At 64.7% G+C, this 24,495-nt stretch carries 24 protein-coding genes; 9 read left to right on the forward strand and 15 right to left on the reverse strand.

What is annotated here, in order from left to right; all coding sequences use genetic code 11:
- Nucleotides 1-59: 59 nt before the first annotated feature.
- Both AC56PL_RS16795 and AC56PL_RS16800 read left to right on the forward strand, forming a co-directional pair.
- Entirely contained in the window at nt 60-1,697 is a 1,638-nt protein-coding gene (locus tag AC56PL_RS16795) for a LuxR C-terminal-related transcriptional regulator (RefSeq protein ID WP_497154558.1), read from the forward strand.
- Nucleotides 1,698-1,908: 211 nt separating this feature from the next.
- On the forward strand, nt 1,909-2,277 hold the full coding sequence (locus AC56PL_RS16800; protein ID WP_495516487.1) for a hypothetical protein: 369 nt from the start codon (nt 1,909-1,911) through the stop codon (nt 2,275-2,277).
- A gap of 15 nt (nt 2,278-2,292) precedes the next feature.
- Here the strand turns inward: AC56PL_RS16800 and AC56PL_RS16805 are convergent, their stop codons facing one another.
- Complete coding sequence (locus tag AC56PL_RS16805; protein WP_497154559.1) at nt 2,293-3,279, reverse strand: oxygenase MpaB family protein; 987 nt, start codon at nt 3,277-3,279, stop codon at nt 2,293-2,295.
- A 155-nt stretch (nt 3,280-3,434) separates the two neighbouring features.
- Between AC56PL_RS16805 and AC56PL_RS16810 the strand changes: the two genes are divergently transcribed.
- From AC56PL_RS16810 to AC56PL_RS16820, 3 genes are all read left to right on the forward strand, one after another.
- Complete coding sequence (locus AC56PL_RS16810) at nt 3,435-3,599, forward strand: hypothetical protein (protein WP_482139407.1); 165 nt, start codon at nt 3,435-3,437, stop codon at nt 3,597-3,599.
- A 223-nt stretch (nt 3,600-3,822) separates the two neighbouring features.
- A complete protein-coding gene (locus AC56PL_RS16815; protein ID WP_497154836.1) occupies nt 3,823-4,863 on the forward strand; it encodes a nucleoside hydrolase in 1,041 nt (346 codons plus the stop codon).
- Nucleotides 4,864-4,871: 8 nt separating this feature from the next.
- A complete protein-coding gene (locus AC56PL_RS16820; protein ID WP_497154560.1) occupies nt 4,872-5,300 on the forward strand; it encodes a hypothetical protein in 429 nt (142 codons plus the stop codon).
- Here the strand turns inward: AC56PL_RS16820 and meaB are convergent.
- Genes meaB through AC56PL_RS16835 form a run of 3 tightly spaced genes read right to left on the reverse strand, consistent with a single transcriptional unit; the run spans nt 5,297 to nt 10,447 of the window.
- Nucleotides 5,297-6,283: a methylmalonyl Co-A mutase-associated GTPase MeaB gene (gene meaB, locus AC56PL_RS16825; protein WP_495516491.1), complete on the reverse strand. Its 987-nt coding sequence runs from the start codon at nt 6,281-6,283 to the stop codon at nt 5,297-5,299. The two genes, AC56PL_RS16820 and meaB, sit on opposite strands and share 4 nt — an antisense overlap.
- 28 nt (nt 6,284-6,311) lie before the next feature.
- Nucleotides 6,312-8,564: a methylmalonyl-CoA mutase gene (scpA, locus tag AC56PL_RS16830; protein WP_497154561.1), complete on the reverse strand. Its 2,253-nt coding sequence runs from the start codon at nt 8,562-8,564 to the stop codon at nt 6,312-6,314.
- Nucleotides 8,564-10,447 carry a methylmalonyl-CoA mutase family protein gene (locus AC56PL_RS16835; RefSeq protein ID WP_497154562.1) on the reverse strand — a complete coding sequence of 628 codons (1,884 nt, stop codon included), beginning with the start codon at nt 10,445-10,447 and terminating at the stop codon, nt 8,564-8,566. Before AC56PL_RS16835 ends, scpA begins: the two co-directional genes overlap by 1 nt.
- A 166-nt stretch (nt 10,448-10,613) precedes the next feature.
- On the opposite strand from AC56PL_RS16835, the gene AC56PL_RS16840 reads away from it, so the two are divergent.
- The 3 genes from AC56PL_RS16840 to AC56PL_RS16850 all read left to right on the forward strand — a co-directional run bounded on the left by AC56PL_RS16840 (nt 10,614) and on the right by AC56PL_RS16850 (nt 12,592).
- Nucleotides 10,614-11,354: a VTT domain-containing protein gene (locus AC56PL_RS16840; protein ID WP_495516494.1), complete on the forward strand. Its 741-nt coding sequence runs from the start codon at nt 10,614-10,616 to the stop codon at nt 11,352-11,354.
- Between the two features lie 99 nt (nt 11,355-11,453).
- Complete coding sequence (locus AC56PL_RS16845) at nt 11,454-12,035, forward strand: hypothetical protein (RefSeq protein ID WP_495516495.1); 582 nt, start codon at nt 11,454-11,456, stop codon at nt 12,033-12,035.
- A complete protein-coding gene (locus tag AC56PL_RS16850; protein ID WP_497154563.1) occupies nt 12,032-12,592 on the forward strand; it encodes a hypothetical protein in 561 nt (186 codons plus the stop codon). Before AC56PL_RS16845 ends, AC56PL_RS16850 begins: the two co-directional genes overlap by 4 nt.
- Before the next feature lie 32 nt (nt 12,593-12,624).
- Here the strand turns inward: AC56PL_RS16850 and AC56PL_RS16855 are convergent, their stop codons facing one another.
- From AC56PL_RS16855 to AC56PL_RS16865, 3 genes are read right to left on the reverse strand one after another with little or no spacing between them, the layout of a single operon-like run.
- Complete coding sequence (locus AC56PL_RS16855) at nt 12,625-13,833, reverse strand: SPFH domain-containing protein (RefSeq protein WP_495516497.1); 1,209 nt, start codon at nt 13,831-13,833, stop codon at nt 12,625-12,627.
- Entirely contained in the window at nt 13,830-14,258 is a 429-nt protein-coding gene (locus tag AC56PL_RS16860; protein WP_495516498.1) for an NfeD family protein, read from the reverse strand. Before AC56PL_RS16860 ends, AC56PL_RS16855 begins: the two co-directional genes overlap by 4 nt.
- A gap of 40 nt (nt 14,259-14,298) precedes the next feature.
- Complete coding sequence (locus AC56PL_RS16865) at nt 14,299-15,138, reverse strand: DUF3097 domain-containing protein (protein ID WP_497154564.1); 840 nt, start codon at nt 15,136-15,138, stop codon at nt 14,299-14,301.
- Between the two features lie 98 nt (nt 15,139-15,236).
- Here AC56PL_RS16865 and AC56PL_RS16870 point away from each other — a divergent pair, with 98 nt between their 5' ends.
- Nucleotides 15,237-16,064 (forward strand): Rv1486c family protein, encoded by an 828-nt coding sequence (locus AC56PL_RS16870; protein WP_495516500.1) that lies wholly within the window; start codon nt 15,237-15,239, stop codon nt 16,062-16,064.
- Nucleotides 16,065-16,086: 22 nt separating this feature from the next.
- On the opposite strand, the gene AC56PL_RS16875 is transcribed toward AC56PL_RS16870, so the two are convergent.
- The 8 genes from AC56PL_RS16875 to AC56PL_RS16910 form a co-directional block, all read right to left on the reverse strand.
- The gene (locus AC56PL_RS16875) at nt 16,087-17,133 is read right to left on the reverse strand and encodes a ferrochelatase (RefSeq protein WP_497154565.1); all 1,047 of its coding nucleotides are present in this window, start codon (nt 17,131-17,133) and stop codon (nt 16,087-16,089) included.
- Entirely contained in the window at nt 17,133-17,963 is an 831-nt protein-coding gene (gene inhA / locus AC56PL_RS16880) for an NADH-dependent enoyl-ACP reductase InhA (RefSeq protein WP_495516502.1), read from the reverse strand. Before inhA ends, AC56PL_RS16875 begins: the two co-directional genes overlap by 1 nt.
- 75 nt (nt 17,964-18,038) lie before the next feature.
- Entirely contained in the window at nt 18,039-18,764 is a 726-nt protein-coding gene (fabG1, locus tag AC56PL_RS16885) for a 3-oxoacyl-ACP reductase FabG1 (protein ID WP_495516503.1), read from the reverse strand.
- Between the two features lie 48 nt (nt 18,765-18,812).
- Entirely contained in the window at nt 18,813-19,793 is a 981-nt protein-coding gene (locus AC56PL_RS16890; RefSeq protein ID WP_495516504.1) for a VWA domain-containing protein, read from the reverse strand.
- Nucleotides 19,790-20,731, reverse strand: a complete 942-nt coding sequence (locus tag AC56PL_RS16895; protein ID WP_497154566.1) for a DUF58 domain-containing protein — start codon at nt 20,729-20,731, stop codon at nt 19,790-19,792. The genes AC56PL_RS16890 and AC56PL_RS16895 overlap by 4 nt, the downstream gene beginning before the upstream one ends.
- On the reverse strand, nt 20,721-21,866 hold the full coding sequence (locus AC56PL_RS16900; protein WP_495516908.1) for an AAA family ATPase: 1,146 nt from the start codon (nt 21,864-21,866) through the stop codon (nt 20,721-20,723). The genes AC56PL_RS16895 and AC56PL_RS16900 overlap by 11 nt, the downstream gene beginning before the upstream one ends.
- Before the next feature lie 164 nt (nt 21,867-22,030).
- Entirely contained in the window at nt 22,031-23,437 is a 1,407-nt protein-coding gene (locus AC56PL_RS16905) for an NlpC/P60 family protein (RefSeq protein WP_495516506.1), read from the reverse strand.
- A gap of 358 nt (nt 23,438-23,795) precedes the next feature.
- Nucleotides 23,796-24,353, reverse strand: a complete 558-nt coding sequence (locus tag AC56PL_RS16910; protein WP_495516507.1) for an Rv1476 family membrane protein — start codon at nt 24,351-24,353, stop codon at nt 23,796-23,798.
- Between the last annotated feature and the right edge of the window lie 142 nt (nt 24,354-24,495).

Genomic DNA, 24,495 nt, shown 5'->3' on the forward strand with positions numbered 1-24,495 from the left:
ACCGAGTTCGGCTGTGCGATCTCTTGCGCTCGCGCGTCAAGCGGTGAACTGTCGATGGCATGGTCTTGGTCCATGATCTCGGGCGCGGTCGTGCCGCCTACCGGAAACGGGTCTGGGACGAGGCATACTCGCTGCTCAACAGCGCGGACGAATCGACGACGTTGGGTCCGGACGATCTCGAGGCACTCGCCGAGTCTGCCCACTTCACCGGCCGGACCGAGAAAAGCGTGCAGGCGCGCAGCCGGATCTACAGCCAACTGGTGAGCACCGGCGACAATCGCGGCGCCGCGATGTGCGCGTTCCGGATTCACCTCGTGTTGCTGATGCGCGGTGACGTCCCGTCTGCCCTGGGGTGGCTCGGCCGCGCGCACCGCTTGCTACATGAGGAGCCGGAGTGTGCGGTGCATGGCTACCTGTGCATCGCCGAGGCCGAGGCAAACTTCCAACGACACAATCTCGACACCTCCCTCGACAAGGCCCGTCGGGCCACCACGATCGGCACGCGTTTTACCGATCCCGATCTGGTGAACATCAGCCTGCACCAGGCGGGCCGCGCCCTCGTCGCGCTCGGCGACGTAACCGGTGGAACCACATTGCTCGACGAGGCAATGGTCGCCGCTGTTGCCCACGAGCTCACCGCAACCAGCTCCTGGTGGATCTACTGCAGTTCGATCACCGTGTGCGACCACCTCTCGGACTTCGGCCGCGCCAGCGCGTGGACCTCCGCATTCGAGAACTGGTTGCGCACGCAGCACGGCGCCACCGCAATCTCCGGATCGTGCCGGATGCACCGATCCCGGCTCATGCGTATGCACGGAGAATGGACGAACGCCGAACGCGAAGCGCGCCGAGCCTGTGTGGAGCAGAACGGAACCGTTGCGATAGACACCGGCCAGGCCTGGTACCAGGTCGGTGAGATCCGGCGGCTGGTCGGTGACCTCCCCGCCGCGGAAGAAGCTTTCGGGCACGCAGGCGGTTGCGGTCTGGATGTGCAGCCCGGTCTGGCGCTGCTGCGCGCCGCGGAAGGCCAGATCGACGCAGCCGCGGCCGGTATCTCACGTGCGCTGGTCGAACATCCCTCGGACCGGCTCACGCGGGCGAAACTGCTTGCGGCCCAAGCCGAGATCGCGATGCTCTCAAACGACCTCGAACTTGCACGGACGGCCGCCGACGAACTTGCCACCACGTGCGACGGCGACCCACCGTCTGTCCGCGCCGCAGCCGCACATGCTGCGGGTGCAGTGCGACTCGCTGACGGTGACCCCGGACGCGCACTCACCGACCTGCGATCCGCCATGCGAATCTGGTCGGACCTCGACATGCCGTACGAGGCCGCCCGCAGCCATCAGCTGATCGGATTGGCATGTCGTGCAATCGGCGACGAGGACACCGCTCGTCTCGAATGGACAACCTGCCGTGCGGTGTTCAGCCGATTGGGCGCGGTCCCGGACGTGAAGCACACCGACGAATTGCTCGGGTGTACGCAACCACCGCCACCGCTCCCGGACGGTCTGTCCGCCCGAGAGACCGAGGTGCTCCGACTCGTCGCGGGCGGACTGACAAATCAAGAGGTGGCAGCGAACCTGTCGTTGAGCCGAAAAACGGTCGCACGCCACTTGAGCAATATTTTCGCCAAAATCGGGGTCTCCTCGCGCGCCGCCGCGACCGCCTATACCTATCAAAACGGACTGAACTGACACGGGCGATCCCGTGGATGCGCGTCCGAAACGGCTTTTTCACAGCATTCGGTCAGTGGGTCAAAACACCCACTACTGCTGGTGCGTGCATCTGGCGAATACAACTGTTGCCCGATGCGACGGCGACCGGCGCCGCCCTAGCCTCGAACCATGGCTCCACAAACACCCCTCGCGCCACAACCGGTGGCCACTACAGACGAAGGAAATCATCATGGGATGGGACGACTTTCACCGACGGACCCGCGCAATCGACGCAGTGTTGAACCATGCTCACCGCACCGGGCAATATTCACTGCCATTCGAGGAAGTTCCGGCAGTCACCACCATCTTTGAGCACAGAAACGATCTGTTACTCGCTCTGCAGGCCAAATGGTCGCGAACTCTGGCAGGTCATCTGGAATACGAATTGTTCGACGACGAAGAAAACTCGGGAATGAGTTCCAAGGACTTGGCTGAGTTGGCGTGGAAACACGCTGCTGACAAGCAGCCCACGCTACGCAGGCTTCTCGACAACAACGAGTTCCTTCCCATCAAGGGAAAGTGGGCTGTATCAGCCCGAGAGTTCGCGGACTCGTACTGACGATTCAATTTTTGATCAGGGTTGACGTTCGCGCACCTTGTAGGCCGCACCAGCGTTCTCACGCTTTTTCATGGCCTGGATCGCGGCATGGTGGCGGCGGGCGTGATACGCCAGCGGGAAATACGTCAACCGTTCCGGGAGCACCTTGTACGACCCACGGATCACCTTGTGCATCCGTTCCAGATCGCGCTGCTCCTTGTTGCTCCAGGTCAGGCCGAGGATCTCACGGACCCGGGGATCCATCACACCGACGGTGGTGAGGTAGTTCAGGTCTTGTACCGGCTTGCTGGCAAACTTCGCCACCGCACGTGTGGCCGGCCGCAGACTTTCCGGCACAGAAGGCGGAAGTGGCGGCGCTTCGCGCATCTGCTTGATGAGGGTCAGCGCGACCTCGTGGGCAACGAGCCTGTTGCTGACGAAGTCATCGAAGTACTCGTTGAACTCCCCGATCGTTTCTGGGTAGCCCTTCATCGGCACCTGCACGATCTTGGCGATCCGGCGGTTGTCACGCAGGATCTCCAACTTCTCTTCCTCATTGAAATCACGGCCGATCAGCAGCGGTCCGGCCGCCAGCGTCGTCGGGAACGCGGTGGCGATGACCCACTGGTATGCCTCGGGATTCAGTGCACTGATGTGCTTGCCCTCGGCGTTCTTCATCTGCAGCGGCTGATGCATCTTGCGAAGGCGATGGCCCTCGGCGATTGCCTCTTCACCGCCATAGACCCAGCGGAGCACCGAATCGATCGAGCGGATCGCGCGGCCGGCGGGATCAGTCCGGAACACCGAGTACTTCCCGACCACATCGCCGATCACCGGGTGCATCACCTGCATGACAAAGGCTGCACCGTTGATCGGGAGAAAGGTGAAATGGCCGGTCTGCTCAGCGGTGATGGAGTCCGGTGGGACCAGTTCGATGTCGTTGTCGGCGTTGTTGATCAGCGAGTCTTCGCCCTCGCCGAGAGGGACTGCGCGCAACTGGGAGCCGGATTCTGCGATGGTCATCGAACATCCTCTCGACAGGCAACTGAGCCACTGAAGTGGAAACGTCTGTGATCAGATTATCAGCATCGATGGGCCCTGAACAGCCCCGCGCAGGTGTGCGATCCCCGCAGGCGTCGATAGGCCTCGCGCTCCATCCATGTCGGTAACATCAGCGCATGTCGAAGATAGGAAACAAGGTCAAGTCCCTTTTCAGCAGGCGCCGGCCCGTCACCAGCGACGATGCCGCCGAGATCGCCGATTGGCTCAACGAGGGCGGCGCGCCGCACCCCGGCGGTCCGCCGACGGTTATCGACGACAAGGACAAGCCCACGACGCCCTGACGGCATCCGCACGAAAATACCGACCCGGGAATAGTTCTCGGGCAGTGAGGTGACCGCCTTTTCGGTCTCAGAAGCTGACATGCCTGCGTAGGTGGTCATGAAACCGGGTCGCGGCGGGTGTCATCCGCCCTGGGCGGCCTGGCATCAGACGCTCGTCGCGGCAGTTCCTGCGCTCGACTCAGGCAATGACACCAAGGTCGACTAGGGTCAAACGGTGATTTCAGTGCCCCTCATCTTCGACTGTGACACCGGAATCGACGATTCCCTGGCTCTGCTCTTCCTTCTCGCGCACCCGTCGGCAGATGTCCGGGCCGTGTTGTCCACCGGTGGGAACGTCCCGACCGACGTCGTCTGCGCCAACAACCTGGCCTGGCTGCAGCTCTGCGGCCGCGACGACATCGAGGTGTGCGTCGGCGCCGACGGACCGCTCGAGGCGCCGTTGATGACCACCGAAGAAACCCATGGCCCGATGGGCATCGGATACGCCGAACTACCGGTCGCGACGTCCATGCAGTCCCATCGGGATGCGGCTGACGCCTGGATCGAGCTGACTGCCGAAAGTCCCGGCGAGTACGTGGGTCTGGTGACCGGCCCGCTCACCAATCTGGCCCTGGCCATCCGACGGGATCCGTTGCTGCCGAGCAGACTTCGCCGCCTCGTCATCATGGGTGGAGTGTTCCATCAGAGTGGCAACACCACCCCGACCACGGAGTGGAACATCGCCGTGGATCCGGAGGCCGCCAAGGAGGTGTTCGCAGCCTTCGGGCAGGACGGCGCACCTCGTCCGATCATCTGCCCGCTCGACCTCACCGAGACCATCCGGATGACGCCCGACCATCTCGGGCGGCTGGCCGCACTGGCCGAATCGAGTCCGGTAGAGCAGCCCGGGCCCGATGACGAAACCGGAACCCGTTCCGTGGCCGACAATGTGATCGTCCGCCATCTCGTCGATGCGGTCCGGTTCTACTTCGAGTTCCACGAAGCGCAATCCGAGGGCTACATCGCGCATATGCATGATCCGTTCGCCGCGGCGGTTGCGCTCGATCCATCGGTCACCGGTACCCGGCTCGCGTGTGTCGATGTCGAGGTCGACGGGACACTGACCCGCGGTACGACTGTCGCCGACGAACGTGGTTTCTGGAACCGTCCGGTCAACGCCGAGATCGCGACAACCACTGATCCGGACCTGTTCTTCGACGATCTGATCGAACGGATTGCGGCGTTTGCGGTTGCCGTGCAGCATGGGACGGGTCCCCGACGTTAGGTGCGACCATGCGATCTGCGACCGATGTCTCGAAAGAACTGTTGGCCATCGGAGCAGGTGCGGCTCTAGCCGCCGGAGTGAACTTGGCCATCGGCGACCGCATCTCACCCCGAGCGCGCATCGTGGTCATCGGAGCAGGTGTACCGGTGGCCGCTGCCGTCTATCCGCTCACGCGTTCGTGGCGTGGGGCGGATCCGGGCGCCGTGCGGCGTGAGGTCATCGCCCTGGCGGCGGCCGGTGCTGTCGCCGTCGGCGCCGCATTGCTTCCGGCAGGCCCGGCCCGCACCATCGCCGCAGCCGGGTGGGTGGCCCACGCCGGGTTCGACTATCTGCACACGCAGGACCATTCGTCGAAGCTGCCCGGATGGTATCCGCCGGTCTGCGCAGGCTATGACGTCATGATCGCCGGCCAGTTGGCCCACGACGCAGGCCGTTAGCTGTCGAAGGCCTCGACGATCGCCGTGGCGGCCAGTGCCGGGGTGAGCGTGCCGGACCGTACGTCGTCTTCGACGCGATGGCGGATCGCCCGGACCTCGGGATCGGCGTCAAGCCGGCGCAGGAGCTGATCTGTCACCATCGCCCACATCCATTCGACCTGCTGACGGCTGCGCCGGGCCTCGAATTCGCCTGCCGCACTGAGGACTTCCTTGTGTTTGAGGACGGTCTCCCAGAACTCGGCGACTCCGGTCCCCTCCATGGCGCTCATCGTCAGCACCGGAGGACGCCAGATCGCCTCGTGCGGCGTCAGCAGACGCAATGCACCCTGCAACTCGCGGGCCGCATTCTTGGCGTCGGTCAGATATTTGCCGTCGGCTTTGTTCACGACCACGATGTCGGCGAGTTCCAGAACACCCTTTTTGATGCCCTGCAACGAATCCCCGGTGCGCGCGAGGGTCAGGAAACAGAACACGTCGACCATGCCCGCCACCGTGACCTCGGACTGCCCGACACCCACGGTCTCGACCAGCACCACGTCGAAACCGGCGGCCTCGAGCAGCACGATCGTCTCGCGGGTCGCCTTCGCGACACCGCCGAGGGTGCCCGACGTCGGCGACGGCCGGATGTAGGCGTTCGGGTGCACCGACAACTGACCCATCCGGGTCTTGTCACCGAGGATCGATCCGCCGGTCCGGGTCGACGACGGGTCCACCGCCAGCACGGCGACCTTGTGCCCCTGCTCGATCAGATACATACCGAGCGTTTCGATGGTTGTCGATTTGCCGACTCCGGGAACGCCGGTGATACCGACCCGGTAGGACTTACCCGAGTCGGCACCCAGTGACAGCAGCAATTCCTGTGCCTGGGCGCGGTGATCCGCCCGCGTCGATTCGACCAGCGTGATGGCTCGGGCCAGATCGGGTCGTTTGTCGGCGCGGACGGCATCGGCCAGTGCAGCCAGATCCAATGGGGGTCTAGGCATGTGCTCGTCTCAGACTCACGATGTCAGCTCAGGCCCCGGTTCCCAATTCATGCCCTAATTCAACAGCGAGCTTCTTGATCAGCTCCACGGCGGAGTCGGCGATGACCGTTCCCGGAGGGAAGATCGCGGCGGCGCCTGCCTCGTACAGCTCGTCGAAATCGCCGGGCGGGATCACACCGCCGACCACGATCATGATGTCGCTGCGCCCGACCTTCGCGAGTGCGTCGCGCAGTGCGGGCACCAAGGTGAGGTGACCTGCCGCCAAAGACGAGACACCGACAACATGCACGTCGTTGTCCGAGGCCTGCAGCGCCACCTCATCCGGGGTCTGGAACAGCGGGCCGACGTCGACATCGAAACCGAGGTCGGCAAAGGCCGTCGCGATCACTTTCTGTCCGCGGTCATGGCCGTCCTGGCCCATCTTCGCGACCAGCACACGCGGACGCCGACCTTCTGCTTCGGCGAACTTGTTGACCAGATCGATGGCGTCGTCGATGTTCTGCACAGTTCCGGCCTCGTGTCGGTACACACCGCTGATGGTGCGGATCTCTGCCTGATGACGGCCGTAGACCTTCTCCAGTGCCTCGGAGATCTCGCCGACGGTGGCCTGGTGACGGGCCGCCTCGATCGCCAGTGCCATCAGGTTGTTCTCCAGGCCACCCTCGGACGAGGCCGCGGCCTTTGTCAGGTTGGCCAGTGCGGTCTCCACGGCTGCCGAATCACGGCTGGCGCGAAGCCTTTCCAGCTTCTCGATCTGCTCGCCGCGGACCTTCGAGTTCTCGACCTTGAGGACCTCGATCTCCTGGTCCTCGTCGACCTGATACTTGTTGATGCCGATCACCGGCTGCTGGCCGGAGTCGATCCGGGCCTGCGTACGTGCGGCAGCCTCTTCGATCCGAAGCTTCGGGATGCCCTCGTTGATGGCCTGTGCCATACCGCCGGCCTCTTCGACCTCGGCGATGTGCGCACGCGCCTTGTTGGCGAGTTCGTGTGTGAGCCACTCGACGTAGTTCGATCCGGCCCACGGATCGATCGGACGCGTGGTGCCCGACTCCTGCTGCAGGAGCAGCTGGGTGTTGCGGGCGATACGTGCCGAGAAGTCGGTGGGCAGTGCCAGCGCCTCGTCGAGGGCGTTGGTGTGCAGCGACTGGGTGTGACCCTGGGTCGCGGCCATCGCCTCGATGCAGGTCCGCGCAACGTTGTTGAACGGATCCTGTGCGGTCAGCGACCAGCCCGAGGTCTGCGAATGTGTACGCAGCGACAGCGATTTCGGGTTCTTGGCGTCGAACTTGGCCACGAGCTCACTCCAGATGAGCCGCGCCGCACGAAGTTTCGCGACCTCCATGAAGAAGTTCATGCCGATGGCCCAGAAGAACGAGAGCCGTGGTGCGAACTTGTCGATGTCGAGCCCGACGTCGACGCCGGCCCGCAGGTACTCGATGCCGTCGGCGAGGGTGTACGCCAACTCCAGATCGGCTGTGGCACCGGCCTCTTGGATGTGGTATCCGGAGATCGAGATCGAGTTGAACTTCGGCATCTTGAGACTGGTGTACTCGAAGATGTTCGAGATGATCCGCATCGACGGCTTGGGCGGATAGATGTAGGTGTTGCGGACCATGAACTCTTTGAGGATGTCGTTCTGGATGGTCCCGGCGAGCTTCTCCGGCGGTACACCCTGCTCTTCGGCGGCCACGACATACAACGCGAGAATCGGCAGCACGGCGCCGTTCATCGTCATCGAGACCGATACCGAACCGAGGTCGATGCCGTCGAACAGCTGACGCATGTCGAGGATGGAATCGATTGCCACACCGGCCATACCGACGTCACCGGCCACCCGGGGATGGTCGGAGTCGTAGCCGCGGTGGGTGGCCAGGTCGAATGCCACCGACAGGCCCTTCTGACCGGCCGCGAGGTTGCGGCGGTAGAAGGCGTTGGACTCGGCCGCGGTGGAGAAGCCGGCGTACTGCCGAATCGTCCACGGCTGGTTCACGTACATCGTCGGATACGGACCGCGCAGGAACGGCACCGAACCCGGCACGGTGTCGAGCGGGTACGGATGCTCGCCGTCGGCGGTCACCGCGTCACGGTCGGCGCGGGTGAAGATCGGCTTCACGTCGATCTGTTCCGGCGTGCTCCAGGTGACCTGCTCGGTCGAATATCCGTGTGCCTGAGCCAGATCAGAGATCAGCTTGTCACTGTCACCGGTCGCAGGTGCTGCTGCCGCATCCGACAGCGGAACGTCGGCGAAACTCGCGATTTGTTTCTGGGTACTGGTCATCAGCTCTTCGCCTCGATCTTGTCGAACAGGTCGGTCAACGTGGTGATGGCGTCGATACCGACCTGCAGGAATCCATCCGGGGTATCTGCGGCGTCGGTCCAGGCCTTGGACGGACCGGCCAGCAGCACGGTCTCGACCCCGGCGGCGCGAGCTGCCTGAAGGGCGACGCCACCGTCGGTCCCGTAACGAGGATTGGCCGCACACAGGACCGCGACCGCAGGATTGCCTGCCGCCGAGATGGCGGCGGCCACCGAATCACCGTCCAGCGGACCGGGATTGACCGCTTCGATACCACCGGCAGCCAACAGGTTGGCGACGAACGTGGTGCGGCCGTTGTGTTCGGCCACCGAGCCCAACGGCAGCATGATCGCCGTGGGACGACGGCCATGAGCGGCGAGGTAGGCATCGGATCGATCGCGCAGACGCTCGAAAGGCCGCGCGATCCGTGCCAGGTTTGGCGCCGATGCGGGCTGGTCGGCGACATCTGCCGCGCCTGCGGTACCGAGGGGCTTCTCCCCCAGGTTCGGGAACTCGTTGATACCGGTGAGCGCGGTGGTCCGGTGCGCCACCGCGTTGTCGCGGGCCTCGACCGACGTGGCGATCTGCTCGCCGATCCAGCCGTCGGCCAGTGCCTGACGGTATCCGCCCTTGCCCTCGATCTCCTGGAACAATGCCCAGGCAGCGACGGCGAGTTCGTCGGTCAGCGACTCGACGAACCAGGATCCGCCCGCCGGGTCGATGACCTTGGCGACGTTGGACTCCTCCAGGAGCAGCAACTGCGTGTTGCGGGCCATGCGGCGCGAGAAGCTCGGGTTGGTGGTGCGATCGGCGGGTGCCAGCGCAGCATCGAACGGCAGCACCGTGATCTGGTCGGCGCCACCGACTCCGGCGCCGAACGTCGCGGTGGTGACACGCAGCATGTTCACCCAGGGATCGCGCTGACTCATCATGCTCAGCGCAGTGACACCGTGGGTCACCGCTGCGCCCGCCGACGGTGCACCGCTGACCTGTGCCACACGGCCCCACAGTCGCCGGATCGCCCGGAACTTGGCCATCGTGCCGAACTGATCGTCGGTGGCCGACAATGCAAAGGTCAACTGCCCCAGTGCTTTGTCGATGTCGAGGCCGGCGGCGGTGAGCTCACGCAGGTATTCGACACCCGCAGCCACCACAAAGGCCAGCTCCTGGACGTCGGTGGCCCCGCCGAGTGCGAAGTCGGTGCCGTCGACGCGGATGGCCCGGACACCGGCACCTGATTCCTGGGCGATCGCGATCGCAGCTGACAGCTCGACGGTGGGCCGCCCGGACAGGGCCGCGGTCAACGGCGCCAGGCCGTACGAGGCGACGGTGCTCAGCGACGCGGTGTCGGGCAGCAGTGCCTGCAGGGCGCGGGCCGCATCGATTCCGTGGGCGCCGGCGTCGACGGTGACCGGAACGAGGTCGAGGAACACCCCGGCCAGGACTGCGGCCAGCTGCTCGGGCGCGATCGAGTTCTCGCCGACCGCCAACCACAGACCGCTCACACCGTTGTCGAGTGCCTCCAGGATCGCGGCATTGAGCGCCTTCGGATCCTGGGGCTCGCCGGTGGGATCACCGAAGCGCTCGGTGACGCGCCAACCCATGTTCACATCGCGGGTGGCGTCGCTGCCGCGGACAAACGGGTACGAACCCGGAAGGCCTGGCTCGTCGAGCTCATCGCGTCGTGTGTACAGCGGCTTGATGACCAGTTCGTCCGGCGTGATGGTCGACAGCAGTGCTTCTGGGCTGTCGCTCAGGTCCGCGGCGTCAATGCGCTTGGACTTGGCCAGCACTTGCGCGGCAGAGTCGGACCATCGCTGGTAACTGGCCTCCAGGTCTTGGAGGTCGGAATGGGTATCCGGCATTCGGGGTGAGCCCTTCGATCGGCTGGTGACGTCGTGATCTCGGTCGCATCAGAACGTGGATTCGACACTATCCGATCGATCACTCGGGCCATAAGTCGAGGTGGGTGCTACCACAGTGGTGTCGCGCACACCGGCAGGCCTCGAGGTCGGCCGTATGGTTGAGCCCGTGAAAACCAACGGTCGAGTCACCCGGCAGACTGCGGTGACCCGAGCTGTGATCGGGCTCATAGCCGTGATCGCGGTGCTGCTCGCCGCCTATCTAGCGCCCATCCCATCGGTCTCCCGACTCCGGGAGTGGGCCGATTCGTTCGGCCCGGCGTTTGTCTGGTTCTTTTTCATCGGCTACGCGATCATCGTGATCTTCCCGATTCCGCGGTCCGCATTCACCGTTGCCTCGGGACTGCTCTTCGGTCCGGCTGTGGGTTTCTCCGGCGCCATGTTGGCGACCACTTTCGCGGCGGTGGCGGCCTTCTTCCTGGTTCGCAGATTCGGCCGGGCTCGCATCCAGCCCTATCTCCACCACCCGGTCACCCGCGCGGTCGAGGTCCGCATGGAGCGGCGCGGTTGGCTCGCAGTCGGGTCACTGCGTCTGATCGCCGCGTGCCCGTTCTCGGTGACCAACTACATCGCGGCACTCTCGTCGATCAAATTCGTGCCGTATCTGCTCGCGACCGTTGTCGGGGTGTTGCCCGGAACCGCAGCGGTGGTCCTACTCGGTGATGCTCTCACCGGCGAGGGTGACATCTGGTCGCTGGCACTGTCGGCGGGCCTGTTCAGCGTCGGAGTGATCGGACTGATCGTCGATGCCCGCCTGGGAGTCAACGCATCGGCGCAGGACGGACCGGAAGCTCACAACGATGCTGGTCATGCCAATCCCTCGGGCTCCAACACCATTGCATCAAGTTAAAAAGCTTGATTGTTTTCAATCAAGTCCATTTACCTGATAGTCTCCACTCAAGGTTCAATCCTTGATAGTTCCTTGTGTCTGAATCGGTGCGGAGAATGCATGTATGTACTGACGATTGATCAGCGACGTAGCCGGAGCGAACCGGATCGGGTTCCGGCAGCCCTCACCGCTCTTGCCTCCGTGCCGACCATCCGGCCCTTCGACCGGACCGCAGGCGACGAACTGCAGGCGGTCCTCGACGACCCCGCAGCCGTCACCGAGGCGGTGACGATCCTGGCCGCCGACGGTCATTGGAGCATCGGTGTCGGGATCGGTGACGTCGAACTCCCCCTGCCCGAGCAGACCCGGGCCGGTCGCGGGCAGGCGTTCGAGCGGGCCCGGGAGGCCGTCACATCTGCGAAGAACACCCGCTACCGCGTGAGCGTGGTCGGATTCGGTACTGCCGCGGACGGTCATGCACAGACCGCGCTGCGACTGCTCGTCCGCACTGCCGCCGGACGTAGCGCCGCCGGGCAGGAAGCGGTCCGGCAGATGCGCCTGGGCCACAGTCAGTCAGAGGCGGCTGCCACACTCGGGATCACACCGCAGGCGATGTCGCAACGACTCCAGGCCGCGGACTGGCATATCGAGGAGGACACACGCGTGCTCGCCACCCATCTACTCCAGGTCGCGCACCCGTGATCATCGCGGCCATCGTGCTGCTGGCAGTGACCGCATGCCTGCCCCTGCTCATCAGCCGACTGCCCCTCGGGCACGGACGCCCGATGAACATTGCCGCGGCGATGATCGCGCCGGCAGTGCTCGGGCTGGTGGCGATCCTGGGACTGGTCGCCGGTCCGGCCGATGGCGCCGGCGCGGTGATCATCCAATGCCTCACCGTTGCCGCTGCGATCACCGGCGGCACCCTGATGGTGCGAGCGGCGCTGCTGCTCGGTGGTATCGAACCGTGGCAACTGGACACCCCCACGCCGCCCCCGAACCCGGGGGCCGATCCGGCGCCGATACCGACCCCGCTACGTGGTGGCCGCGTCATCGGATATCTCGAACGCATCGTGGTGGTCGCAGCGCTCGGTCTGCAATGGCCCGAGGCCATCGCCATCGTGCTGGCAATCAAAGGGCTCGGCCGCTATCCCGAACTGCGCGAACCGGGTGCAGCCGAGCAGTTCATCATCGGAACGCTGGCCTCGGTCGTCTGGGCCGCGGCGACCGCCGGTGCGGCCTACCTGCTGGTGCACTGACAGCGCCTGCGTACGGCGCCACGGCGGAGGTCTCAGCCTGGTGCAGGTTTGTCCTGCGCGGATTCAATGCCGGACGGGGCCTCGTACTGACCGGGAGCCGGGAGTGTGGTGTCGATCGGACGGGCCGACAGCGGAGGCTGATCGGCTATCGGTGTCCGGGCTACTGCTTCGGCCGCGGCCACAGCCTGCGCGACGACGGGATCGGTGGCCTTCTCGAACCACTCGGCGATGTCGGACTCGTCGACCGGAGCCGGACTGTCGTCGGCCGGGGCCTCGTAGCGGAAGACACCATCATCTGACCGGATCCCGAACGATTTGGCGAAACCCTGTAATGCCGAACCGAAGTCGGTCGGGACCACCCACACCTTGCTGGCCTCGCCCTTGGCCATCTCCGGGAGTTGCTGCAGATACTGGTAAGCCAGCAGTTCGGGCGTGGGCTTGGCGGCCTTGATCGCGGCGAAGACCTTCTCGATCGACTTGGCCTCACCCTGGGCGCGCAGGTATTGCGCAGCCCGGTCACCCTGCGCCTGCAGGATGAGCGATTGCCGATCACCCTCGGCAGTGAGGATCGCCGCCTGCTTGGCACCCTCGGCATAGAGGATCTGACTCTGCTTGTTGCCCTCCGCGGTCTTGATCGCCGATTCGCGCTGACCCTCGGCGGCCAGGATCGTGGCGCGCTTCTCGCGATCGGCCTTCATCTGCTTTTCCATCGATTCCTGGATGGAAGGCGGCGGCAGGATCGATTTCAGCTCCACGCGGGCCACCCGCAGACCCCAGCGACCGGTGGCCTCGTCCAGCACACCGCGCAGCTGCGCGTTGATGTATTCACGCGAGGTCAGGGTTTCTTCGAGGGTCATCCCGCCGACCACGTTGCGCAGCGTGGTCGTGGCCAGCTGTTCCACACCAACGATGTAGTCGTTGATCTCATAGACCGCGGCCTGCGGGGTGGTGACCTGAAAATAGACGACGGTGTCGATGTTGACCGTGAGGTTGTCCTCGGTGATGACCGGCTGCGGCGCGAATGAGACCACCCGCTCTCGCAGATCGATGCGGGCCCGGATGCGGTCGACAAACGGAACCAGGAGTGTGAGCTGCCCGGACGTGGTTTTGATGTACCGGCCCAATCGCTCGATCACCGCCGCCTCGGCCTGCGGGATCAGCGCGACCGACTTCACCAGGATCACGGCCACAACCAGCACCAGAACCACGATCACCACCAGTCCGACCACCATGGTGCTCATCCTTTCCACACCACGGCGGTGGCGCCTTCGATCTCGAGAACCGTCACCGATTCGCCCTCGGCGAACCGGTCGGCTGGATGCGCGGCCCGGGCCGACCACACGCTTCCGTCGAATTTCACCTGCCCCGAATCGCCGTCGATGGCGGCAACGACCACGCCGTGACGGCCGATCAGACCGTCGGTGTTGGTGGCCAGTCGGGGTCGGTTGTACATGTGTCGCTTGGCAACCGGACGGACAGCAAACAGCAGGAGCAGCGACATCAGGGCGAAAACGGCTCCGTCGACCCACAGCGGTGTGCCGAAGACGGCGCTGACCCCGGCCGCGGTCAGGGCTCCGCCGGCGAGCATGAGCAGGATCAGATCGCCGCTGAGTACCTCAGCGCCGATCAGTATCAGTCCGGCCACGAGCCAGATGACTGCGCTCACACATCCACTGTGCCACGCAAAATGGGTCTGGGTTGTCTCGTTATTCGACTGCGGTCACAAAATCGATCAGTTCCTCGACGGCCCGGATCAGTGGAACCTCGATATCGCGGAAACTCGACACGGACGAGTTCACCTTCCGCCAGCCGTCTTGCGGTGTACCCCAGTTCAACTCCTGGCAGATACCGGTCTTCCAGTCGATGCCCCGCGGGATCTTCGGCCAGGCCTTGATCCCCACCGCCGCGGGTTTCACCGCTTCCCAGACGTCGATGTACGGATGCCCGGTGACGAGGACGTGTTCGCCGACCCGCTCGGTGAGCCGGGATTCCTTGGAACCGGCCACCAGGTGGTCCACGAGGACGCCGGCCCGGCGGGTGGGTCCGGGCTCGAACTCGGCAAGTGCTTCATCGAGATTGTCGAGGCCGTCGAGGCTCGAGACCACGATGCCTTCGACACGCAGATCGTCGCCCCAGATCCGTTCCATCAACGCCGCGTCGTGAACACCTTCGACGAACAGGCGGCTCGCCCGTGCGACCCGGGCCCGCTGCCGGGCCACCGTCCGTGAACCGGACGCCGTCCGCGCCGGTGCCGTCGGCGCTTTCACCACAGGTTTGATCAATGTCACAGGTTTGCCGTCGATCAGGAACGCAGCGGGCCGCATCGCGAAGATCCGGGTCAGTCCCCGACGGTCTTCCAGCCGCACGAACTCCCCGTCGTAGCTGCGTTCGAAGCCGACAACGGCGCCGCAGAATCCGCTGGCCGCATCCTCGACGACGAGGTCACGCTCGGCAGCGACCTCGGGGACGACGGGCCGGGTGCTCTTCCGCGGTCCGGACAGGACATCTCGACCATAACGATCAGAACCATTGCTGTTCACCGGCACCACGTTAGGGCCCGGCCAGGGGCCACGGTGCTTGCCACGCCGAGCCGTGGCACCGGCAGTAAGATCGGCCCAGACGCAACGAAGAAGTGAAGGCTGTGATGACCGACAACGTTTTTGAGTATCCGACCGATACCGCGGGCATCGGTGGTGCCCTCGGTGCTTGGGGTGCGGCGTGGCAGTCGGGTCGCTACTCCCCCGATGACCTGCTCGATGTGCTCGGTCGGTGGAGTTCTCGACACCGCGTCCTCGCGGCGGATGCTGCTGCTGCCCAGGAACTTTCGTTGAATCCCGACGGCGAGGAGAGTGACGCACTCCTGCGCCTGGTCCGCGAGGGCTCCACCCATGGCCTGGCGCTGCTCTTGGTCGCACCAGGCGACATGCTCGGGCTGCCGCCGCGGGGTCCGGTCACCACAGCCGCACTCGAAGCCGGTGAACTGCTGGTGGTACCCGGACGTTTCGCACTCATCCCCCGCAGGCTGGATCGCTACACCATCGGCTGGGGTGTGCACACGCTCACCGGCACACCCGCGATCCCCATCACACATTCCCTCAGTGAGGTCGAATACGAACTGCGGGAAGGCATTCGGTCGGCAACCCAGATACTCGCCGGTCTGCGGATGCCACGGACGTCGTCTGCCGAGGGCCGCCCCGATCCCCGAGAAGTGGTGGCGCAGATGACCCGACTCGCCGCCCAGCAACTACCGCCCGGGATCAACCCGCGGGCCGAACGCATCCTCGAACAGGCCGCTCACGTGGCCGCCATCCTGTCGGTGGCCCGCGCTGCGGCACCCGACTTCGGTATCGTCGCGGAACAGCAGCAGAGTGGCGATACGGCCTTGCGTGAGCTCGGTCGTACGGTCCGGATCGCCCGGATGAGCGCCACCAATGCCGTCATCGACGAATTGGTCTCCAGCAACCACGTCTGAGACCAGCGCAGTTCGGCGTGCCTTATGCAGGACGGCGGACAGGTTCGCAACAACCGCGTGCGCAGGGTGCCCCGTTGTCCGTCATGCCGAGTCTGAACTCGACGTCGCCTCTGCACTGTTCGGCGATCAGTTCGGTGATCATCGTGATGAACCGGGGGTCCGTCCCCACCGTTGCCGCCCGCGCGTAGCCCAGGCCCAGCTCCCGCGCCTTGTCCAGGCCCTCGTTGTCGAGATCCCACACCACCTCGAGGTGGTCGGAGACGAAACCGATCGGGCAGACGATCACTGCCCGGACGCCGCGGCCTGCGACGGACTCTAGGTGATCGCAGATATCCGGTTCGAGCCACGGGATCTGTGGCGGCCCCGAGCGCGATTGCCACACCTGATCGAACTCCGCGAAGCCCGCAGCGTCGGCGGCCAGTGCGGACGCCGCCGCGACCTGCCTGCTGTAGAGCTGACCGCCGTCAGCGGGTGGACCCGCCGCCCGGTCGGCCGAGAGCGGAATGGAATGAGCGGTGAACACCAGCCGCGCATCGTCGCGAAGTTCTTCTGGCAGTTCGGCTTTCGCGGTCGCGATCGAATCAGCCCACGACGCCGTCATCGCCGGGTGCTGCCAATACTGCGGCAGCTTGCGGATGAACATGTCGTCGGCATCGGCGCCGAGTGAGGCCAGCGCACGAGTGATGTCCTCGTCGTACTGGCGGCACCCCGAATAGCCACCCCACGCCGAGGTCGGAAAGACCAGAATCCGCCGATGTCCGTCGCCATGGATCTGCGCGAGGGTGTCCTCGATCATCGGATGCCAGTTGCGGTTTCCGAAATAGACCGGCAGGTTGATGCCGTCCCGATCGAGCTCGGCTTCGAGCGAGCTGATCATCGCCTTGTTCAGTGCGTTGATCGGCGACACCCCACCGAAGTGGAGGTAGTGCTGCGCCACCTCGTCAAGGCGCTCCGGTGGCACACCACGCCCCCGGGTGACGTTCTCGAGGAACGGCCGAACGTCGTCCGGCTTGTCCGGTCCACCGAAGGACAAGACCAGGACGGCGTCAAAACCGGTTGTCGCACTCACTACGTCGCGAAACCTTCGGGGAGCCAGGTGTTGTGGCTCGCGCCGCCGTCGACGTAGACGATCGACCCGGTGGTACCGGGCAGCCAGTCCGAGAGCAGTGCGCAGACCGATTTGGCGACCACCGAGGGATCATCGACGTTCCAGCCGATCGGCGAGGCGCCATCCCAGTATTCGTTGAGCTGGCTGAGCTTCTTGGCATCACCGGTCGCGGTTCCGGCGATCGCCTTGGCGGCAAGGGTCTTGATCGGGCCGGCGGCCACCAGGTTCGACCGGATCTTCTTGGCCTCGCCCACTTCCCGGGCCACATAACGGTTCACCGATTCCAGCGCGGCCTTGGCCACACCCATCCAGTTGTAGTACGGCATCGAGGTACGTGGATCGAAGTCCATGCCGACGATCGAGCCACCCTCGTTCATCGCGGGCAGCACGGCGCGGGCCAGCGCCGCGTAGCTCCATGCCGACACCTGGAACGACTGCGCCGCATCCGGACCCGGGCCCTCGAGGAACGGCTTGGCCTCCGGACCCATCAGGGTGCGGGGCGCGAACGCGATGGAATGCAGGACGCCGTCGATGCCCTCGGGTGCGATCTCCTTCAGGCGATCGGCGAGGGTTCCGAGGTGCTCCTCGTTGGTGATGTCCAATTCGAGTGCCGGCGGCACTTCCTTCGGCAGACGCTGAGCGATCCGGTCGATCAACCGCAGCCGGTCGAATCCGGTGATGATCACGCGTGCGCCCTGTTCCTGCGCCATGGCGGCGGCGTGGAACGCGATCGAGGAATCAGTGATGATTCCGGTGATCAGAACTGTCTTGCCGTCGAGTATCCCGCTCAATGTCTGCTCCCTCGAGGTGGTTTCGTGTGTCGGTGGTGCGTGAATGCTGATGAAACGCCGGGTGCGACCGGAGTCTCAGTGACCCATTCCGAGGCCACCGTCGACGGGGATGACCGCGCCGGAGACATAAGAGGAGTCGTCGGAGGCAAGCCAGCTGACAACAGCGGCGACCTCTTCGGGCTGCCCGATCCGGGCCGCCGGGATCAACTTGACGGCCTGCTCCTTGTACTCGGCGGGCAACTCGTCGGTCATGTCGGTCTCGATGAGTCCGGGTGCGACGACGTTGGCGGTGATCGAACGCGACCCGAGTTCACGGGTCAGCGATCGCGCCATGCCGATCACGCCTGCCTTGGACGAGGCGTAGTTGATCTGGCCGGGCGTTCCCATCATCGCGACGGCGGAACCGAGGAAGATGAACCGGCCCCAGCGCTTGCGCAGCATCGACCGGCAGGCTGCCTTGGAGACCCGGAACGAGCCGGTGAGGTTGGCGTCGATGACTTTTTCGAACTGTTCTTCCGTCATCCGCATGAGCAGCGTGTCATCGGTGATTCCGGCGTTGGACACCAGCACCTCGACCGGCCCCTGATGCTCTTCGACCGCCTTGAACGCCGCGGTGATGGAGTCGTTGTCGGTGACATCGCACTGGACCCCGAACAGTCCCTCGGGGGCTCCTGAGCCGCGATGCGTGACGGCCACCTTGTGGCCATCGGCGGCAAGCCGTTGTGCGATCGCCAAACCGATTCCACGGTTGCCGCCGGTGACGAGAACCGAGCGGGATACCTTCGTATTGCTGTCAGCCATGACGGTCAACCTATCGCTTTGTCCACTGCCGACGTTTAACAGGCCCCATCACGGGAGCCGCCTGTTGATTGCTACCGCACTCACCGCGGCCGCCAGCACCAGCAGCGTGCCGACGATCAGCCACGGCCGGGACGCATCGCCACGCTGGGTCTCGTATCCGATCTGGTTCTGCAGATTCTCGTACACCTGGTTGAGCTCGTCGAGGCTCGAGGCGGTGAAGAACTTGCCCCCGGACAATTGCGCGATCCGCTGGAGCGATTCATCGTCGACCGGCACCGGGATGCGATCACCTTCGAGATCGACGGTTCCGGTCGCGGTACCGAACGAGATGGTGTTGACCGGGATCCGTTCTTCTTTTGCCTTGCGGGCCGCGGTGAACGCGCCACGCGGGTCGTCCGGGTCGTCGGGAACGGTCTCTTTTCCGTCCGAGAGCAACACGACCTGGGCCGGCGGTGCGCCCTCCGCGCCACCGAGGACGGCGTTGAGGGTTTTGATCTGCGTCATCGCAGCCAGGATGCCCTCGCCGGTCGCGGTCTTGTCGTCGAGCGTCAACTTGTCGATCGCGTCCTTGGTGGCCTGCCGGTTCGGGGTCGGTGACACCAGCGTGGTCGCGGTTCCCGCATACGAGATCAGCCCGAGGTTGATGCCCTCGGTGAGTTCGTCGGCGAACTTCTTGCCTGCCTCTTGCGCAGCCTTGAGCCGCGACGGCGAGACATCGGTGGCGTCCATCGACCGCGAGACGTCGATGACCAGGATCACCGTTGCCTTGTTTCGTGGCACCTTGCGATCGGCCTGGGGGCCGGCCATTGCCACCACCAACACCGCCAATGCGAGGACCATCAGCACGATCGGTATGTGCTGGGCCCGGTTCTGGGTTTTGGGTGCAACGCGGTTGAGCAGATCCAGATTGGCGAACTTGAGGGCCCGACTCTGGCGCCTGCGCTGCATGTAGATGTAGCCGGCGATGAGGCCTACGACGGCAAGCAGGACCAGCAGCCACCAGGGTGACGCGAGATCGAACCAGCTCATCGGGTCGACCCCGCATTCATCCCGCGGCGACGCTGCGCGATGAACCGGACCACGTCGGCGATCCAGTCACGGTCGGTTCGCAGCGCGAGAGTCGGTGCGCCACAACGCCTCAGGGTCCACTCCACCTGCTGCCGATGATCCTCGGCGGCACGGGCGAAATCGGCGCGGACCTTGTCGGTGATGGTGAGCTCGCGGATCTGACCGGATTCGGCGTCGCGCAGGACGACCTCCCCGACATCGGGCAGTTCCAGATCGCGGGGATCGAGCACCTCCACGCCGAGCACGTCATGGTGGCCCGAGATCGCGCGCAACGGGCGATCCCAATCGATCGGTCCAAGGAAATCGCTGACCACAACGGCCAGCCCTCGGCGGCGTTCGGGCCTGCGCAGGGCATCGATCCCGGCATGCAGGTCGCCACGCACGCCTTCACTCGAACGAGTGGTGGTGGCGATGGTCTTGAGGGTGTCGAGTGCATGGGCGCGACCGCCACGGGCCGGGATGCGGACCACCTGGTCGCCGGTACAGACGACGGCACCCATCCGGTTGCCGCCACCGAGCGTCAGATGCGCGATGGCAGCGCAGGCGGCCACCGCGAGATCACGTTTGGTGGTGTTGACCGTGCCGAAGTCCAGACTCGCGGACATGTCGACGACCAGCCACGTCTCGAGTTCACGGTCGGCGACCATCTGTCGCACATGTGGCTGTGTGGTCCGCGCCGTGACCGACCAGTCCATCTGCCTGACGTCGTCGCCGGGCTGATACGGGCGGGCCTCCCCCGGCTCGGTGCCCGGTCCCGGGATCAGACCGAGGTGATCGCCCTGGAGTACGCCATCGAGCTTGCGACGAACAATGATCTCGAGCGTCTTCAGTGCTGCCGTCAGTTTGGGATCTTCCAGCGTGCCCGCGCCAAATGACGGAAGTGCGCTGTTATCCGCCATAGTGCGACTGGTTGCCCTGTCCCGGGCCACCCTGCGCTGCGGCCGGCTTGGTCAGCGGATTCGGCTGTTGCCGATAGCCACCCTGCTGCGGGTAGCCGGGCTGCTGATGGCCCACCGGTTGTTGTGGAGCCTGCTGGTGCGGCTGATTGTTCAGGTGTTGGGCGTTCGCCTGCGCGGCCGCGGCCGGTCCGGTGTTCAGCGGTTGGGCACTGACCTGTGGCAGCCCGATCGTCTGGAGGACGCGGGTGATGATCGTGTCGGCATCCACCTCGTCGGCGAGCGCGTCGTAGCTGAGCACCAATCGGTGTCGTAGGACATCCGGAATCACCTCGACGACATCCTGCGGTACGACATAGTCACGTCCACGCACCAGCGCCAGCGCCCGGGCGGCGGCGATGATGCCAAGGGTTGCACGCGGCGACGCACCGTACGAGAGCCATCCGGCCACGTCCTTCAGACCCAACTCGGCCGGAAAACGCGTCGCGTGGATGACCCGCACGACGTAGTCGACAAGTGCGTGGTGGACGAACACGTTGGCCGCGACGTTCTGCAGGCGCACCATCGTCTCCGGATCGAGCACCGGCTTGGCCGTTGGCGGCTTGTTGCCCATGCGGTAGACGATCTCGCGCTCTTCTTCGATCGCGGGATAGTCCACCAGCACCTTGAACAAGAAGCGATCTCGCTGGGCTTCCGGCAGCGGGTAGACGCCCTCGTTCTCGATCGGGTTCTGCGTCGCCATCACGAGGAACGGATCGGGCATCGGGTATGTCGTGCCACCGATCGACACGTGCCGCTCGGCCATGACCTCGAGCAGCGCCGACTGCACCTTGGCCGGCGCGCGGTTGATCTCATCGGCGAGCAGGAAGTTGGCCACAACCGGACCGAGTTCGGTGTCGAACTCTTCACGGCCCTGACGGTAGATCCGCGTACCGATGAGGTCGGTGGGCACGAGGTCGGGGGTGAACTGCACCCGCGAGAACGATCCGCCCACGACGGTTGCATACGTCTCGACAGCCAACGTCTTGGCCACGCCCGGAACACCTTCGAGCAGGATGTGTCCACGTGCGAGCAGGCCGACGAGTATCCGCTCGACCAGTCGGTCCTGTCCGACGATGACCCGCTTGACCTCGAACATGGCCTTTTCGAGCAAGGCGACGTCGGCCTGCGTGAGCTTGAATTCCTCCACTGAAGCCTTGCTCTCGTCCTGCGCTGAGGTCACCGAAAACCCTCCGGGGTCTGATCGATCGTTGTGCTGACTGAACCGAGGGTACTGGAGGCGCCCTGGCGAACCCGCCGGTGTCAGGTCAGACGCACGACATAGGGCATCGCGCCGCTGGTGCGCAGTGGCGAGATCTTGACGACGTCACCGGACTGCGGTGCCTCGACCATCTGGTTGCCACCCAGATACAGCGCCACGTGCTGGCTCGCGTTGGGACCGTAGAAGATCATGTCGCCGCGCTGCATCTGCGAGAGCGGGAACTGCGGTCCGGACGTGTACTGGTAGCCGGTGTAGTGCGGCAACGAGATTCCGATGCCTGCGAAGGCGTAGATCATCAGGCCGGAGCAGTCGAATCCGACCTTGTTGTAGTCGCCGTACGAGTCGGCCACGCCGCCGTCGCGGATACCGAGTGTCGGGCCGTTCGCGTTTCCGCCACCCCACGAGTAGGTGACACCGAGTTGCGAGAGTGCCCGGTTGACGACGATCTCGACTGCGGCCGAACCGGACGCTCCGGGGATGACCGGTGTGGTCGGGATCGTCGGTGTCGTTGGTGTGGGCGCTTCCGGCTCAGACGGATCGACGGGCTCGCTCGGGTCGACCGGCAGGCTCGGGTCGACGGGCGTCGGGGTCTCGATGTCGGTGTGCGGCGGGGTCATCGCACCGATGATGGCGGCGAGGACCTGCTGGGAGGTGTCCAGTGCCAGTCTGGCGCTGGCTTCACCGGCAGCCCGCAGAGCGGCTTCGTGTGCCTGTTGCTCGATGGCGGCCTGCTGGTCCGGGAGAACCGCGGTCGGAGCACCGGGGTACGAGGATGCGGGCTGGCCGCGGAGCTTGTCCAGTTCACGCTGTGCCGCGGCTCGGTCCTGTTCAAGGGTGGCGCGGCGCGCATATTCGGCCTTGACCGCTTCGGTTGCCGCGGCGATGGCGCTTTGCGCGTCGGCCTGACGTGTCTCGGCAGAAGCAGTTGCGAACTTGGCCTGCTGCGCGGTGGCCTTGGCCGTTGCTGCACGGTTCGCCTCTTCGTTGCGGGCCTGCTGCAACCGGGTGATGGTGGCCTGCTGATCGCGACTGATCTGGTCGACCACCGATGCCCGGTCGAGCAGGGCTCCGGGATCGCCCGACATGTAGCCGAGCAGCGAGCCCTGACTGTTGCCCATCGCGTACAGGCTACGAATGAACGCGTCGAAGTCGGTCTGCGCGAACGCGATGGCGCCGGAGGCCTCTTCCAAGGATTCCTGTGCACCGCGGACGGCAACGGCAGCGAGCCGCTCGGACTCCCTGGCATTCTGCAGATCGACCAGTGCCCGGTTCACGGCTTCACGTTTGACGGCAACCTCACCATCGAGGTTGACCATCGTCTGGTTCGTGTCTGCGATCTGATTGATCAGTGTGGCGATCTGCTCCGCGCTGCTCGGCGGGGCAGCGGCCGCGGTTCCCGTGGACAACTGTGCACAGGTGACCGTCACTACTGCCAGTAATGCGGTCACCGAGGACACTCGAATGCCACGTCTCCGCGGCTGTAACGCCTTCCCTCGACTCACTAATGACTCCCTCGCAGATCTGACAGTGCGCCGATGCCGCTGCGGAGCAGTGGCACACACTCGGCCATCGCCACGATGGTGATCAACTTCCCCATTAACCCCATCGGTGACATACGAACCGTACGTCACAAAAACAACCAAGGAAACATGAGTCACAAATTACATCGCAGTCATTACCTGCGGAAACGCTGTGATCACCACGAATGTGCAAGGTAACAAATTGGATATGCGTGAATTACATTAATGTAGTTCAGTCGCGTGAATCAGAAATCTGTCCCGCGAAACGTAGATCAGAGCCCGTGAATCACAGTCTGTCGTGTGTAACGGGGTCGGCAGCGGTCGAGGGCGACACATCCGCGGGGACGTCCGCCGCTTGCGCGCCACTTCCCTTGCGCAACTGCAGTTTGCGGGCGACAACGGCACCGACCGCGACGACGGCGATCAAGAGCATGGTCACGACGGTCCAGGGCACGTCGGTCTGACCGGTCATCCGGTCGACCATCTGCTGTGCGGCCTGCGGCGGATTCTGAATCGCCAGATTGTCAGTGGCATTCTCGAGTTCGACCCGACTGAACTCGTCGCTCGAACTACCCACGTAATTGCCACCGAGCACAATGACGGTTCCACCGGTCTCGGATTGCAACTCGGTGGCGATGTCGCGGTAATAGGTGATTCGCGGATAGATCTTGTCGGTGACAACAAAGTGCACGTCGTAGCCCTCGTCGCGGGCTTGCGCGACGGCCGCCAGGATCGCCGGGGTCATCTCGGGCGGAGCGACCACACCTACGTCGGCCAGTCCGGCCGAGAGCGCTGCGATGTCGACGTCGGACGGGACGATCGTCGAGAAGGGCGTCGGTGCCATCTACTTACTGTCTCCATTCGGGCCACGTGAATCTCCGCCGTTGCCGGAAAGTTCAGCCTGTGTCCAACCTACGGCAGCACAGTACGACACAATTGATGGCGTACGGCATCCCCCTGGCGTGTCGTCATCGCGAAGACACGCC

Source organism: Williamsia sp. Y721, assembly GCF_059683565.1.

Bases quoted from the DNA above. Each gene is read 5' to 3' on its own strand.
- AC56PL_RS16835 (WP_497154562.1), bottom strand. From the start codon at position 10,447: ATGCCGGATACCCATTCCGACCTCCAAGACCTGGAGGCCAGTTACCAG.
- AC56PL_RS16810 (WP_482139407.1), top strand. From the start codon at position 3,435: ATGTCGAAGATAGGAAACAAGGTCAAGTCCCTTTTCAGCAGGCGCCGG.
- AC56PL_RS16895 (WP_497154566.1), bottom strand. From the start codon at position 20,731: ATGGCGGATAACAGCGCACTTCCGTCATTTGGCGCGGGCACGCTGGAA.
- AC56PL_RS16870 (WP_495516500.1), top strand. From the start codon at position 15,237: ATGACCGACAACGTTTTTGAGTATCCGACCGATACCGCGGGCATCGGT.
- AC56PL_RS16845 (WP_495516495.1), top strand. From the start codon at position 11,454: ATGTATGTACTGACGATTGATCAGCGACGTAGCCGGAGCGAACCGGAT.
- AC56PL_RS16910 (WP_495516507.1), bottom strand. From the start codon at position 24,353: ATGGCACCGACGCCCTTCTCGACGATCGTCCCGTCCGACGTCGACATC.
- scpA (WP_497154561.1), bottom strand. From the start codon at position 8,564: ATGACCAGTACCCAGAAACAAATCGCGAGTTTCGCCGACGTTCCGCTG.
- AC56PL_RS16820 (WP_497154560.1), top strand. From the start codon at position 4,872: ATGCGATCTGCGACCGATGTCTCGAAAGAACTGTTGGCCATCGGAGCA.
- meaB (WP_495516491.1), bottom strand. From the start codon at position 6,283: ATGCCTAGACCCCCATTGGATCTGGCTGCACTGGCCGATGCCGTCCGC.
- AC56PL_RS16890 (WP_495516504.1), bottom strand. From the start codon at position 19,793: ATGAGCTGGTTCGATCTCGCGTCACCCTGGTGGCTGCTGGTCCTGCTT.
- AC56PL_RS16900 (WP_495516908.1), bottom strand. From the start codon at position 21,866: ATGTTCGAGGTCAAGCGGGTCATCGTCGGACAGGACCGACTGGTCGAG.
- AC56PL_RS16800 (WP_495516487.1), top strand. From the start codon at position 1,909: ATGGGATGGGACGACTTTCACCGACGGACCCGCGCAATCGACGCAGTG.
- AC56PL_RS16795 (WP_497154558.1), top strand. From the start codon at position 60: ATGGTCTTGGTCCATGATCTCGGGCGCGGTCGTGCCGCCTACCGGAAA.
- AC56PL_RS16805 (WP_497154559.1), bottom strand. From the start codon at position 3,279: ATGACCATCGCAGAATCCGGCTCCCAGTTGCGCGCAGTCCCTCTCGGC.
- AC56PL_RS16855 (WP_495516497.1), bottom strand. From the start codon at position 13,833: ATGAGCACCATGGTGGTCGGACTGGTGGTGATCGTGGTTCTGGTGCTG.
- fabG1 (WP_495516503.1), bottom strand. From the start codon at position 18,764: ATGGCTGACAGCAATACGAAGGTATCCCGCTCGGTTCTCGTCACCGGC.